The organism is Amycolatopsis sp. TRM77291 (assembly GCF_054166285.1).
In genome coordinates, this window is sequence record NZ_JBSZHF010000001.1 from 568,162 (window position 1) to 580,848 (window position 12,687).

The window sequence follows — 12,687 nt, forward strand, 5'->3', positions numbered from 1 at the left end:
AGTAGTCACGCGGCCGACGGTACCGGTGAGATAATTCAACGTCTGTTGACTTTCGTGGCCGGGAGGCTTACCTTGGCAGCTAATTCAACAGATGACGAATAAATGGAGGACGGTCATGTCGAACCGTCGCCCCGCCGGGGCCTTCGCCTTACTCGCCGCGGTGGCCGGTGCGCTGGTCGCCGTCGTGCTCGGCTTTCTCACCTTCGGCGCGCAGGCCACCGTCGCGCCCGACGGGCTGCCCGTCGCGGTGGCCGCGCCTTCGGGACCGCTCCAGGCGGCCGCGAACGGGATCGCGTCCCATGGCGGAGGCCAGGTCTCGTGGCGGGTGACCTCGCCGGCGGAAGGCCGGAAACTGCTGGAGGGCAAGGAGGTCTACGGTGTCCTCGAACTGCCGTCGACGGTCGTGGTCTCCGGGGCGGTGAACCCGTCCGGAACGCAGGTCGCGCAACAGGTCCTGACCGGCGCCGCGCAAGCCATCGGCGGGACGCCGAAGGTCGAGACGTTGCACCCCGCGAGCGCGGCGGGCCGGGTCGCGCCGCTCGCGTTGAGCGCGCTGGCATGGGTCGGTTGCCTGGCCGCGGGCGCCGTGCTGATCCTGGCCGGACGCCGGATCGGCCGGGACGCGGGAGCCGCGGCGCGCTTCACGCAGATCGTCTCGGCGGGCGTGCTGGTCACCGGCGCGCTGGCCGGATTCCTGAAGCTGTGGGACTCGTCGCTCCCGCTCGGCTGGGACGTCCTCGGCTTCCTTTTCCTGACCTCGACCGGGTTCGCCGCCGTGCAGACCGGGCTGCTGCGGCTGCTCGGCGTACGGGCGATGGCGATCCTCGGCCCGCTGTACCTGGTCGCGCCCGCCGTCGCGGGGCAGGTGCCGGAGCTGTTGAACCCCGCGTACCGCGCGGTGCTGTGGTCCTGGACGCCGTTCCGGTTCTCGGCCGAAGGGCTCCGGAGCCTGTTGCAGGGCGTGCCCGGCGCGCCGGACGTCACGACCGGGGTGTGGGTGCTCGGCGGCCTGCTCGCGGCGGGGCTGGTCCTCGCGCTGTGGCCGGGCCGGTCAGCCCTCCAGAAGGCTGAAGCGGACACGCCGGACCGGGTTGTCCAGGTTGGTGTCCACTAGGCAGACCGACTGCCAGGTGCCCAGCGTCATCACCCCGCCGAGCACCGGGATCGTCGCGAACGGCGGCAGCAGGGCGGGCAGGACGTGGTCACGGCCGTGACCGGGACTTCCGTGCTGGTGCCGCCAGCGGCCGTCGCGGGGGAGCAGTTCGTCGAGCGCCGTGAGCAGGTCTTCGTCGCTGCCGGCGCCGGTTTCGAGGATCGCCAGCCCGGACGTCGCGTGCGGGACGAAGACGTGCAGGATCCCGTCCTCGGCGTCCGCGTCGCGCAGGAAGGCCTCGGCGTCCTTGGTCAGGTCGTGCACCACGGCCACGCTGCCGGTGCGCACCTCGATCTCCGTGGAGTACATGCTCTTCACGGTAGTGCCCCGAAGCGGGCGACGTAGTGCCAGACGCGTTTGAGGGCCTGCTGGTCGACGTCGCGTGCTTCGCCGAGGACTCGCGGGTCGAGGTAGCCGTCTTCGGCCAGCGCCAGGCCGAGTTCGACGAATTCGGGACCGCGGTACGCCGGATGGCGGGCGAGTTCTTCGGTGGACAGGCGGAAACCGGGATGCCATTCGACCGGGCAGCCGAGTCTCGACGCGGCCTTCTCCACGCCGGTGCCGCGGTGGCTCGGGTCGAGTACCAGGGCTTCGACGTCCTTCGTGAGGTCGATCGGCCCGTGGACGTGTGCCTCGATGTAGTCGTCGAGAAGGTCGGTGTCGTCTCGGGCCGCCAGCTCGATCAGGGCGGAAACCCTGGTACCGCAGCCGAAATCCACCGGATTGAGCACGCTGTCCGGATAGCAGAACGTCGTCCTGCCGACGGTGTGCGCGGCCATCCGGAAATGGGCGGAGCCGAATCTCGGCGCGCCGCCGACCGCGCGGCGGCGGAAGTTCAGGGTGCCGTACTTGGGCCGTTCGGCGGCGGGCGCGTCGTCGTAGGCGCCGCCGAACATCCGGCTTTCCCAAAGCCGGCGGTCTCCGCCGGGACGCGCGGTGAGCCCTCCGTTGCTCGTCCCGGTTTCGAACTGGTTGCGGTAGAACCCGTCCTCGGCCATCGCCGCCAGCAGCGGGCGGCCGTCCACTGTGGACCTGTCCGGATGGAAGTGCAGTGTCACCGGCAGCCCGGCCTCGTGCCCGCCGCGTGCTTTCGCCGCGACGTAGGCGAGAGCGCGGTGGTTCATCAGCCGAGTATCAGGCGTGCCGCCGGGCGAGCGCGACCAGATATCGGACCGGTTCGCCGGTCGGGTTGACGTAGGCGCACGGCTTGGGGGTGCCGAGCTGCAGGCAGTCACCGGCGTCGAGTTCGTGCTCGACGTCGCCCTCGCGGAAGCGCAGGTGCCCGTCGAGCACCCAGATCTGGTGATGGGTCAGCGCGTAGGTGTGCGCGGGGAAGGCGACCTCGGCGCCCGCGGGCAGCACGACCTCGACCAGTTCCAGCGGGCCGCCGAGCGAAGGTGAGACCGCGCGGCGCACGTACCCGGTGTCAGGGTCGGTCCAGGTCGGCTGATCGGCGGCGCGCACGAGGCGCCGGTCGCCGTGTTCGGCGCGGGCGATCAGCTCGGACAACGTCATCCCGAGCGCGGCGGAAAGCCTGCTGAGCAGGACCGCCGTCGGCTGCGCCTCGCCGCGTTCGATCTTGCCGATCATCGCCCTGGACACGCCCGAAGACTCGGCGAGGGCGTTGGCCGAAAGGTTCTGGTCGAGTCTCGCGGACTGGAGCGTCGCGGCGAGCGACGCGGACAGGGGATCGGACATGCTGCTTACTATAGTGGCAGCCTCGGTTACTATGGTCATCATGGCGATCAGGGAAGCGACGGAAGCCGACGCGACGGCGTGCGCGGAGATCTACGCGCCGTATGTCACCGACACGGTGATCTCGTTCGAAACCGAGCCGCCCAAGCCGGACGAGATGGCCGAGCGCATCGTCAAGGCGCAGCGATCACACGCGTGGCTCGTGCTCGAAGACGAAGAAGGCCGCGTCGCCGGGTATGCCTACGGAGGCCCCTTCAGCGGCCGGCCGTCTTATCGATGGTCCTGTGAAGTCAGCATCTACCTGGAGCTCGGCCGCCGGAGGACCGGTGGCGGGCGCGCGCTCTATCAGGCGCTGCTGGACAAGCTGGCGTCGCGCGGCTTCCGGAACTTCTGCGCGGGAATGGTGCTGCCGAACGACGCGAGCGCCGGGCTGCACCGCGCGCTGGGATTCGAGCCGGTGGGGACATACCGGCGGATCGGCTACAAGCACGGGGCCTGGCGGGATGTCGCGTGGGTGCAGCTGTGCCTGCCCGAGGTGGACGGCGTGCCGGTGGAGCCGTCCTAGGACTCCAGGTACCGCAGCACGGCGAGAACCCGCCGGTTGTCCCCTTCGGACTGCGGCAGCGCCAGCTTCCCGAAGATGCTCGACACGTACTTCTCCACCGAGCCCGCCGAAAGGAACAGCGCCGCCGCGATGGCCGAGTTCGACCGACCTTCGGCCATCAAACCCAGCACTTCACGCTCGCGCGGCGTCAGCCCGGCGAGCGCGTCCGTCTTCCGGGTGGCGGTGAACAGCTGGCTGACCACCTCCGGGTCGAGCACGGTCTCGCCGTCGGCCACCCGCTGGAGCGCGTCGAGGAAATCCGACACCTCCGCGACGCGGTCTTTCAGCAGATAGCCGACACCACCCGCGCGGTCGGCGAGGAGCTCCGTCGCGTACTGCGTCTCGACGTACTGCGAGAACAGCAGGATCGCGCACCCCGGAAGTTCCGCGCGCAGTGCGATGGACGCGCGCAGCCCCTCGTCGGTGTGCGTCGGCGGCATCCGGATATCCACAATGGACACATCGGGGCGGTGTTCGCGCACCGCCGCGCACAGGCTGTCCCCGTCGGCGACGGCCGCGACGACCTCGTGCCCCCGAAGGTTCAGCAGTTCGACGAGCCCCGCCCGGAGGATTGCCGAATCCTCCGCGATCACGACGCGCACGCCGCCCCCTATTTCCGTATCGGTATTCCCGCGCTGATCACCGTAGGCCCACCCGGAGGGCTGTCGATGTCGAGCCCGCCGTCCACCGTCGCGAGGCGCTCGGCGATCCCGGCGAGCCCGCCGCCGCGTACCGGCCGGGCCCCGCCTTCACCGCCGTCGCGCACCACGAGCCGCAGGTCTTCGCCGACGATACCCACGTCGACCTCGATCGCGGAGGAAGTGTGTTTGGCGGCATTCGTCAGGAGCTCGGCGACGGTGAAGTAGGCGATGGTCTCGATCGACGGCGACGGCCGCTCCGGCAGGTCCACGGTGATCCGCGCGTCGATACCCGAGCCGGCGGCCAAAGTGGACAGTGCGACGTCGAGGCCCGCGTCGAGCGCGGCGGGATGGATGCCCCGGGCGAGGTCGCGCAGTTCGACCAGGGCCTGTTTCGCGTTGGCGTGTGCGGCGGTGACCAGGGCGGTGACCTGCTCGATGTCGCCGTCGCCGGCGAGCTCGTCCTTCGCGATGCCGAGTTTCATCGCGAGCGCGACCAGCTGGGCCTGCGCGCCGTCGTGCAGGTCGCGTTCGATCCGGCGCAGCCGCCGCGTCGCGTCGTCGACCGCGGTCGCGCGGCTGCGTTCGAGCTCGCGCACGCGTTGGGAGAGGTCCTCGGCGCCGAGGACGCCGCGCACCAGCAGGCGGTCGAATTCGGTGAGCCCGTGGACCACCCACGGCATCGCCAGCAGGACGGCCAGCCCGGTGGCGGCGAGCGGCAGGGTGAGGGGCCAGGTGTCGACGCGGAGGTCGAACGTCGGCATGGCTTCGCCGTTCAGGGTGAACCAGAACAGCGGATAGCTCAGCGTGCTCCCCGCGTACACGAACATGGTCGCGACCAGGAAGAACCCGATCAAGGACAGCGGCAGCCGGATCAGCAGATAGGCGATCGACCGCCAGCCGAGCGGATCGCCGAGCCGCCCTTTGACGCCGTTCCAGAGCCCCGGCCGCAGTTCCGGCCGGGCGGGCGGGGTCACCGTCGTCCCGAGCAGGACGCGCGCCAGGCCGACGTGGGCGATGCCGACCAGCCGCGCGCCCGCCAGGACGCCGATGAGCACCGGCAGCCCGATGGTGAGCAGGCTCAGGCCGGCGCCGAGGAACAACCCGACGACGACGAGCACCACGAACACCAGCGTCAGCGGCGCGCCGGCGATCACCCACGCCAGCTCGGCCCAGTACGCGCGGCTCAGCTGGGCGCTGAGGACGCGGCGAGGAAGGACGAGGCGGGTGAGCACGGCTTCAGCCTGCCGTGGCCACCCGCCCCGTGCCCATCCGGTTTTCCGTAATCTTCGTCTTGAGCGCGTTTCCGGACTTCCACAAGGACGGCCCGCGGCATGTCGCGAAAGCCACTTTCGCGACGTCGGATGTCCCGAAAGTGGCTTTCGCGACCTGACCAGGCCGTGTTTCGCGAGTTCCGCCGCTAGTCCTCGCGGTTCTCGTCCGCCTGCGCCCGCTGGGACGCCTCGCGCATCTCGATGACGTCCGTCAGCCAGTCGCCGGTCTCGCGGGCGATGTCCCGGATCGCGCCGGTGATGATCGTCGCGATGTTGCCGATATGGGTGGCCGCGGACTCGGTGACCTCTTGGACCACGTCCTTGGTGCTTTCGAACTGACCGACCATGTCAGACACCTTAAGCCGCTCGGAGGGTCTTGTCGCTCTCCACGGTAGCCGGTGTGCGGGGCTCGCCGTTCCACGGAAGGGCCAGTTTCACGATCTTCTTGGCCACCGAGAACAGCTGCTTGTGCAGCGGCCCGGTGTTGTACGGCAGGCCGTACTTCTCGCAGATCGCCCGCACCTCGCCCGCGATCTCCGGGTAGCGGCGCGCCGGGATGTCCGGGAACAGGTGGTGCTCGATCTGGTGCGAGAGGTTCCCGGTCATGATGTGGAAGAGCTTGCCGCCGGTGATGTTCGCCGACCCGAGGATCTGCCGCAGGTACCACTGGCCCCGCGACTCGTTCTCGGTCTCCTCTTCGGTGAAGCTCTCGACGTCGGCGGGGAAGTGCCCGCAGAAGATGATCGAAAACGCCCAAAGGTTGCGGGTCAGGTTCGCGGTGGCGTTGCCGAGGAAGGTCAGCGGCGCGAGCGGACCGGTCAGCAGCGGGAACAGCACGTAGTCCTTGCCGACCTGGCGGCCCGCCTTCTTGAGCATCTTCAGGCCGACCTCCTTGTTGTCCGACCACTTGCGCTCGCCCTTGACGACGCGGTCGAACTCGAGGTCGTGCAGCATGACGCCCCACTGGAAGAACAGCGCGAGCAGCGTCGCGTACACCGGGTTGCCCAGGTAGTACGGGTGCCATTTCTGCGCGGTGTCCATCCGCAGGACGCCGTAACCGATGTCGCGGTCCTTGTCGAGGATGTTCGTGTACGTGTGGTGGATGTAGTTGTGGGAGTGGCGCCAGTTCTCCGACGGCGCGACGGTGTCCCATTCGAACTTCTGCGAGCTCAGCGCCGGGTCGCGCGTCCAGTCGTACTGGCCGTGCATGACGTTGTGGCCGATCTCCATGTTGTCGAGGATCTTCGCCACCGAGAGCGCGGTCACCCCGGCGACCCACGCCGGCGGGAAGAATCCGGCGAACAGCAGCCCGCGGCCGGCGACCTCGAGCGCGCGCTGGGTCTTGATGACGTTGTGGATGTAGTCGACGTCGGCCTGGCCGAGATCGGCGACGATCCGCTGCCGGATCTCGTCCAGTTCGCGGCCGAACTCCTCGACCTGGGCGGGGGTGAGCTTGTCCTGCAAGCCGGTCATCCCGGACTCCTTTCTAAGCGTTGATCTCGACGTCCCCGACCGGGACGGAGATGCAGAGCTGGATCTCTTCGTTCTCTTCGCTCGAGGTCTCGCCGGTCTTGGCGTTGCGCACACAGCCGGAGGTCTTGATCTGCGTGCAGGAGAAGCAGATGCCCATCCGGCAGCCGTGTTCCGGGCTGAGGCCCGCGTCTTCGGCCTGCTCCAGCAACGGTTTCCCGGAGTTGGCGAATTCGCGGCCGCTGCGCGCGAACCGCACCTGCCCTTCGGCGTTTTCGGTGTCGAAGGTGAGCGCCGGTGGCGTGAACTCCTCGGTGTGCAGATGTGCGCCGAGACCGTCGGCCTCGAAGGCTTCGCGGACCGAATCCATCAAGGGCTTCGGACCGCACAGGAAGGTTTCGGCGTCGGGGTACCACGGCGCGGCCTCGGCGAGGTGCTCCTTCGAGAAGAACCCGTGGAGGTCGCCGCCGGTTTTGGCGTGAGTGAACGCGTGTACCACCCGCAGGCCGGGCAGGCGGCGCGCGAGGTCGGCGAGTTCGGCGCGGTAGAGCGCGTCTTCGGCGCCGTTGGAGTAGTGCAGGAAGGCGAGATCGCCCTCGTACTTCTCGTCCGCCAGCGTGCGCAGCATCGACAGGACGGGCGTGATCCCGCTCCCGCCGCTCAGCAGCAGGATCCGCCGGGGCCGCGGCGAGGGGAGGGTGAATTCACCGTCCGGAGTGGACAATCCGAGCACCGAGCCGATGGTGACCGTGCGGTTCAGGTGCCGCGAGACGAGGCCCTGCGGGTCGGCTTTGATGGTCAGTTCCAGTGATCCGTCGTGCTCCGAACCGGCGGGCGAGTAGCAGCGGGTCCGGCGGACGCCGTCGATCTCGACGGTCACCCGCACGTACTGGCCCGCGACGTGTCCGCGCCAGGCGCGGCTCGGCCGGATGGTCAGCGTGACCGTGTCGGGTGTCTGCCGCCGGACGCCGGTGACCAGGCCGCGGATCTCGCGGCGGACCAGCATCGGATCGACGAGTTCGAGGTAGCGGTCCATGCCATGGGGCGTGAGCAGGGCCTCGGCCAGCGAGGCCAGCCGCCTGGCCCTGCGCGGTACCAGTGCCGTCATCACTTCTCCCAAATTCAGTGAACGCTTGTACACTCAATAGTGAAGTGGCGACGGTCGCGCTTGTCAACGCGAGAGGAGGGTGATGTGACGTGGGTGATAGTGCGGAGGCGATTACGCTGTCCGTCGTGACAACGGAGCCCGTTTCCCGGCAGGAGCGCAAGCAGCGCACACGGCAGGCGCTGCTGGACGCCGCCCTGGACCTGGTGGCGGAACGAGGGTTCTCCGGGCTCAGCCTGCGCGAGGTGGCGAAGCAGGCCGGGATCGTGCCGACGGCGTTCTACCGTCATTTCGCGTCGATGGACGAACTTGGCGTGGCGCTCGTCGAGGAGTCGATGCGCACGCTGCGCACGATGATCCGGTCGGCACGCACCAAACCGGCCGCGTACAACGACATGATCAGGACGTCCGTGCGCATCCTGCGCGAGCACGTGCGGGCGCACGAGGACCATTTCCATTTCCTGACCAGGGAGCGGTACGGCGGCACGGGACCGGTCCGGCAGGCGATCGCGTTCGAGCTCAAGCTCTTCGTCAGCGAACTCGCCGTCGACCTGGCGCGCTTCGACAATCTCCGCGAATGGAGCACCGAAGATCTCCATCTGCTCGCCGACCTGATCGTGACGACCATGCTCACGACGGTGCTGGAGCTGCTCGAAGCGCCTTCGCGTGACGACGAGATCGGGCGCACGGCCGAACGGCGGCTGCGGCTGATCTTCCTGGGCGTGCCGAACTGGCGCAGCGTTCCGTGATGCGGAAAGCGCTGTCGTACAAGGCGGGCTGAAAGCGTCCTACCCCGCGTGACACGCGGCGAAGGACGCTTCGTCACATCGGATTCGGGAAAGAGTCCGGCCATGTGACTCGCGTGATCGGACGCGTAACTCGTGAGATCCGCCTTCAAGCACGCGAGATCCGTCTCTGATCACGCGAGTGCGGCACCACACCCTCGTTCGCCGTAACCCCCTATGACGTCGCGCACCTGGATCGATGGCTGGATCGATCGTGATGAGCGATGTCACGGAAAGATGCCGACCGGATACGTTCAGCCAGGAAAGTTGTCGGCCGGGCGTGGTAAGAAGTGCGGGTTCGTGTGGTCCTCTCCAGCGAGGAGGTCGCCTGTGGCGGCAGAGAACGAGCAGCTCACGGTCGGTGTGGTCCGGGAAACCGGACAAGGCGAACGCCGTATCGCGCTGGTACCGAAACTCATCGAGCGCGTTTCCGGACGCGGACTGCGGGTGGTGGTCGAGCCCGGCGCGGGCGCCGGCGCGCTGCTCGCCGACGAGACCTTCGAGCAGGCGGGAGCGGTGATCGGCGATCCGTGGGATGCCGACATCGTGGTGAAGGTGGCGCCTCCGAGCGCGGCCGAAGTCGCGAAGCTCAAACAGGGCACCATTCTCATCGGCTTCCTGAATCCGAGGGGTGATCCCGACGGGATAGCCGCGCTCGAGTCGGCGGGCGTCCGCGCCTTCGCCGTCGAGGCGATCCCGCGGATCTCCCGCGCGCAGGCGATGGACGCGTTGTCGTCGCAGAGCAGCGTCGCGGGTTATCGCGCGGTCCTGCTCGCCGCGGAGAAGCTCACCCGCTTCTTCCCGATGCTCACCACCGCCGCCGGGACGGTGCCACCGGCGAAGGTGCTCGTGCTCGGCGCCGGCGTCGCCGGGTTGCAGGCCTTGGCGACGGCGAAACGGCTCGGTGCGCAGACCACCGGGTACGACGTCCGGCCCGAGGTCGGCGAGCAGGTGAAGTCGCTCGGCGCGAAATTCCTCGACCTCGGCATCGAGGCGGTCGGTGAAGGCGGGTATGCCCGCGAGCTGACCGACGAGGAAAAGGCCGAGCAGCAACGCAGGCTCACCGAGGCGATCACGAGGTTCGACGTCGTGATCACCACAGCCCTCGTCCCCGGCCGCCGGGCACCGGTCCTCGTCACCGCCGACGCGGTGAAGGGGATGCCCGCCGGTGGTGTCGTGGTCGACCTCGCCGGGGAGTCCGGCGGCAACTGCGAACTGACGAAACCGGGCGAGGAGGTCGTCGAGCACGACGTCACCATCTGCTCGCCGCTCAACCTCGCCGCGGAGATGCCCGCGCATTCCAGCGAGCTCTACGCGCGCAACGTCACCGAGTTGCTCGAACTGCTCGTCGACTCCGAAGGCAAGCTCGCGCTCGACTTCTCCGACGAGATCGTCGCCGGGGCCTGCGTGGCCGGAAAAGAAGAAGGGGGCGAGTGATGCTCGTAGGCAGTTTGGCGATCCTCGTACTCGCCGGATTCGTGGGTTTCACGGTCATCTCGAAGGTGCCCAACACGTTGCACACCCCGCTCATGTCGGGCACCAACGCGATCCACGGCATCGTCCTGCTCGGCGGGCTGATCGTGCTCGGCCTCGGGGTCGACGGCGTACTGAACAAGATCCTGCTGGTGATCGCGATCGCCTTCGGCACGATCAACGTGGTCGGCGGCTTCCTCGTCACCGACCGGATGCTTTCGATGTTCAAGGCGAAGAAGCCGGAAGACGGTGGTGACAAGTGACGACCTTCATCGCCGTCCTCTACATCATTTCCTTCGCCCTGTTCATCTACGGCCTCATGGGCCTGACCGGTCCGCGCACCGCGGTCCGCGGCAACTGGATCGCCGCGATCGGCATGGCCATCGCGGTGATCGCGACGCTCCTGACACCGGGCATGAGCAACTGGCTGCTCATCGCGCTCGGCGTCGCGATCGGTGTCGTCGTCGGTGTCCCGTCCGCGCGCAAGGTGAAGATGACCGCCATGCCGCAGATGGTGGCGCTGTTCAACGGCGTCGGCGGCGGAGCGGTCGCGCTCATCGCGTGGGTCGAGTTCCGCACCACCGAGGGCTACGCGCACGAGCCCGCGTATGTCGCGATCGCGTCGTTGTTCGCCGCGATCGTCGGTTCGGTGTCCTTCTGGGGCTCGAACATCGCGTTCGGGAAACTGCAGGAACTCATCTCCGGCCGTCCGATCACCTTGGGCAAACTGCAGCAGCCGGTGAACGCACTGGTGCTGATCGCCGCGATCGTCCTCGCGGTGGTCATCGCGAGCGGCGGCGACGCGGAACTGCTGATGATCGGCCTGCTGGTCGCGGCGGGCGTGCTCGGCGTGGTGGTCGTGCTGCCGATCGGCGGCGCGGACATGCCGGTCGTCATCTCGTTGCTCAACGCGCTCACCGGATTGTCGGCCGCGGCCATGGGCCTCGCGCTCGACAACACCGCGCTGATCGTGGCGGGCATGATCGTCGGCGCCTCGGGTTCGATCCTGACGAACCTGATGGCGAAGGCGATGAACCGGTCGATCCCGGCCATCGTGGCCGGCGGGTTCGGCGGCGGCACGGCGGTCGCGAGCGGCGGATCCGGCGAGGTCCGGCCGGTTCGCAGCACCTCCGCGTCCGACACCGCGATCCAGATGGCGTACGCCAACAAGGTCGTGGTCGTGCCCGGTTACGGCATGGCCGTCGCGCAGGCGCAGCACGTGGTCCGCGAGATGGCGAAACTGCTGGAGGCAAAGGGGATCACGGTCGCGTACGCCATCCACCCGGTGGCGGGCCGGATGCCGGGGCACATGAACGTCCTCCTCGCCGAGGCCGACGTCCCGTACGAGCAGCTCAAGGAGATGGACGAGATCAACTCCGAGTTCGCCCAGACCGACGTCGCGCTGGTGATCGGCGCGAACGACGTCACGAACCCGGCCGCGGAGACCGATCCGGGCTCGCCCATCTACGGGATGCCGATCCTCAAGGTGAACCACAGCCGGTCGGTGATCGTGCTCAAACGCGGGATGAGCTCGGGCTTCGCCGGTATCGACAACGAGCTCTTCTACGATGCGAAGACCAGCATGCTCTTCGGCGACGCCAAATCGTCGGTGGGCGAGATCGTGGAGGAACTCAAAGCACTGTGACCGGTCCCTCGGAAGTCGTCGCCTCGTTCGACGACCCGGCCGACAACCTCGCGTTCGACGAAGCCCTCCTGCGTGCCGCACCGGAGGCGCCGGTCCTGTGGATCTGGCGCAACACCGACTGTGTGGTCGTGGGGCGGGGGCAGAAGATCGAACGCGAGGTCAAGGCCGACGTCTGCGCGAGCGACGGCGTCCCGGTGCTGCGCCGGGCCAGCGGCGGCGGCACCGTGTTCCACGATCCCGGCAATCTCAACATCACGCTCGTCCTGCCGGGGCTCGGTCTGTCGGGGAAGTCCGTCAGACCACTGGAAGCACTCGGGGACCTGATGACCGCGACGGTGGCCGAACTCGGGCTGCCGTCGCGGCTCGGTGATCGAGGGCTGTTCGTCGGTGACGCGAAGCTGTGCGGTTTCGCCGTGTTCCGGACGAGAACGGGCTTGCTAGCGCATTCGACGCTGCTCGTCTCGACGGCGGCGGAACGGGTCGGCCGGTACCTCACTTCGGCACCCGCGGATCCGCGTCCGCTCGACTCCCACCGGAGCCCGGTCGCGTCGCTCGCCGAGCATGGCCTGCGCAAAGGTGTTGCCGAAGTCACGGCCGCGGTCCGCGTGGCGGCGGCCGCGCAACTGGGTGAACTCACCACCCGGAAGCCCACGGCCGAGGAGCTGGAGCTGCATCGCTCGCTTCAGCACACGCGGTACCACTACCCGGAATGGCATGCCGAAGGCGCTCAACGTCCGGCCTCGTGAGTGGTAAGGACGGTTAGAACCGTCATTACCACTCACGAGACTTGACACAAAGCGGCCCCCTTCGCTGATTACGCGAAGGGGGCCTTTTGGTATTTCTTG

At 68.4% G+C, this 12,687-nt stretch carries 15 protein-coding genes; 7 read left to right on the forward strand and 8 right to left on the reverse strand.

Going from position 1 to position 12,687, the window contains the following annotated elements; all coding sequences use genetic code 11:
* Window positions 1-115: 115 nt before the first annotated feature.
* Window positions 116-1,114: an ABC transporter permease gene (locus ACXIZN_RS02665; protein WP_457952368.1), complete on the forward strand. Its 999-nt coding sequence runs from the start codon at window positions 116-118 to the stop codon at window positions 1,112-1,114.
* On the opposite strand, the gene ACXIZN_RS02670 is transcribed toward ACXIZN_RS02665, so the two are convergent.
* From ACXIZN_RS02670 to ACXIZN_RS02680, 3 genes are read right to left on the reverse strand one after another with little or no spacing between them, the layout of a single operon-like run.
* Window positions 1,052-1,462, reverse strand: a complete 411-nt coding sequence (locus ACXIZN_RS02670) for a secondary thiamine-phosphate synthase enzyme YjbQ (protein ID WP_126736027.1) — start codon at window positions 1,460-1,462, stop codon at window positions 1,052-1,054. The two genes, ACXIZN_RS02665 and ACXIZN_RS02670, sit on opposite strands and share 63 nt — an antisense overlap.
* Before the next feature lie 5 nt (window positions 1,463-1,467).
* Entirely contained in the window at window positions 1,468-2,277 is an 810-nt protein-coding gene (locus tag ACXIZN_RS02675) for a DUF3626 domain-containing protein (protein WP_457952370.1), read from the reverse strand.
* Window positions 2,278-2,287: 10 nt separating this feature from the next.
* Window positions 2,288-2,851 (reverse strand): helix-turn-helix domain-containing protein, encoded by a 564-nt coding sequence (locus ACXIZN_RS02680; RefSeq protein ID WP_257485270.1) that lies wholly within the window; start codon window positions 2,849-2,851, stop codon window positions 2,288-2,290.
* A 31-nt stretch (window positions 2,852-2,882) separates the two neighbouring features.
* Between ACXIZN_RS02680 and ACXIZN_RS02685 the strand changes: the two genes are divergently transcribed.
* Window positions 2,883-3,413 carry an N-acetyltransferase family protein gene (locus tag ACXIZN_RS02685; protein WP_457952372.1) on the forward strand — a complete coding sequence of 177 codons (531 nt, stop codon included), beginning with the start codon at window positions 2,883-2,885 and terminating at the stop codon, window positions 3,411-3,413.
* Here the strand turns inward: ACXIZN_RS02685 and ACXIZN_RS02690 are convergent.
* The 5 genes from ACXIZN_RS02690 to ACXIZN_RS02710 all read right to left on the reverse strand — a co-directional run bounded on the left by ACXIZN_RS02690 (window position 3,410) and on the right by ACXIZN_RS02710 (window position 7,942).
* Window positions 3,410-4,054: a response regulator transcription factor gene (locus ACXIZN_RS02690; protein ID WP_034311085.1), complete on the reverse strand. Its 645-nt coding sequence runs from the start codon at window positions 4,052-4,054 to the stop codon at window positions 3,410-3,412. The genes ACXIZN_RS02685 and ACXIZN_RS02690 overlap by 4 nt on opposite strands.
* 8 nt (window positions 4,055-4,062) lie before the next feature.
* Complete coding sequence (locus ACXIZN_RS02695) at window positions 4,063-5,325, reverse strand: sensor histidine kinase (protein WP_457952374.1); 1,263 nt, start codon at window positions 5,323-5,325, stop codon at window positions 4,063-4,065.
* 185 nt (window positions 5,326-5,510) lie between these two features.
* Window positions 5,511-5,711 carry a hypothetical protein gene (locus tag ACXIZN_RS02700; protein WP_126736024.1) on the reverse strand — a complete coding sequence of 67 codons (201 nt, stop codon included), beginning with the start codon at window positions 5,709-5,711 and terminating at the stop codon, window positions 5,511-5,513.
* A 10-nt stretch (window positions 5,712-5,721) separates the two neighbouring features.
* Window positions 5,722-6,837 (reverse strand): fatty acid desaturase family protein, encoded by a 1,116-nt coding sequence (locus tag ACXIZN_RS02705; RefSeq protein WP_034311090.1) that lies wholly within the window; start codon window positions 6,835-6,837, stop codon window positions 5,722-5,724.
* Window positions 6,838-6,850: 13 nt separating this feature from the next.
* Window positions 6,851-7,942 (reverse strand): ferredoxin reductase, encoded by a 1,092-nt coding sequence (locus tag ACXIZN_RS02710; protein ID WP_457952376.1) that lies wholly within the window; start codon window positions 7,940-7,942, stop codon window positions 6,851-6,853.
* Between the two features lie 89 nt (window positions 7,943-8,031).
* Between ACXIZN_RS02710 and ACXIZN_RS02715 the strand changes: the two genes are divergently transcribed.
* The 5 genes from ACXIZN_RS02715 (at window position 8,032) to ACXIZN_RS02735 (ending at window position 12,588) form a co-directional block, all read left to right on the forward strand.
* Entirely contained in the window at window positions 8,032-8,688 is a 657-nt protein-coding gene (locus ACXIZN_RS02715) for a TetR family transcriptional regulator (protein ID WP_457952378.1), read from the forward strand.
* Window positions 8,689-9,054: 366 nt separating this feature from the next.
* Entirely contained in the window at window positions 9,055-10,161 is a 1,107-nt protein-coding gene (locus ACXIZN_RS02720) for a Re/Si-specific NAD(P)(+) transhydrogenase subunit alpha (protein ID WP_192741032.1), read from the forward strand.
* A complete protein-coding gene (locus ACXIZN_RS02725) occupies window positions 10,161-10,460 on the forward strand; it encodes an NAD(P) transhydrogenase subunit alpha part 2 (RefSeq protein WP_007032801.1) in 300 nt (99 codons plus the stop codon). The genes ACXIZN_RS02720 and ACXIZN_RS02725 overlap by 1 nt, the downstream gene beginning before the upstream one ends.
* Window positions 10,457-11,842, forward strand: a complete 1,386-nt coding sequence (locus tag ACXIZN_RS02730; protein WP_457952380.1) for an NAD(P)(+) transhydrogenase (Re/Si-specific) subunit beta — start codon at window positions 10,457-10,459, stop codon at window positions 11,840-11,842. Before ACXIZN_RS02725 ends, ACXIZN_RS02730 begins: the two co-directional genes overlap by 4 nt.
* A complete protein-coding gene (locus tag ACXIZN_RS02735) occupies window positions 11,839-12,588 on the forward strand; it encodes a lipoate--protein ligase family protein (RefSeq protein ID WP_457952382.1) in 750 nt (249 codons plus the stop codon). Before ACXIZN_RS02730 ends, ACXIZN_RS02735 begins: the two co-directional genes overlap by 4 nt.
* The last annotated feature ends 99 nt before the right edge of the window (window positions 12,589-12,687 follow it).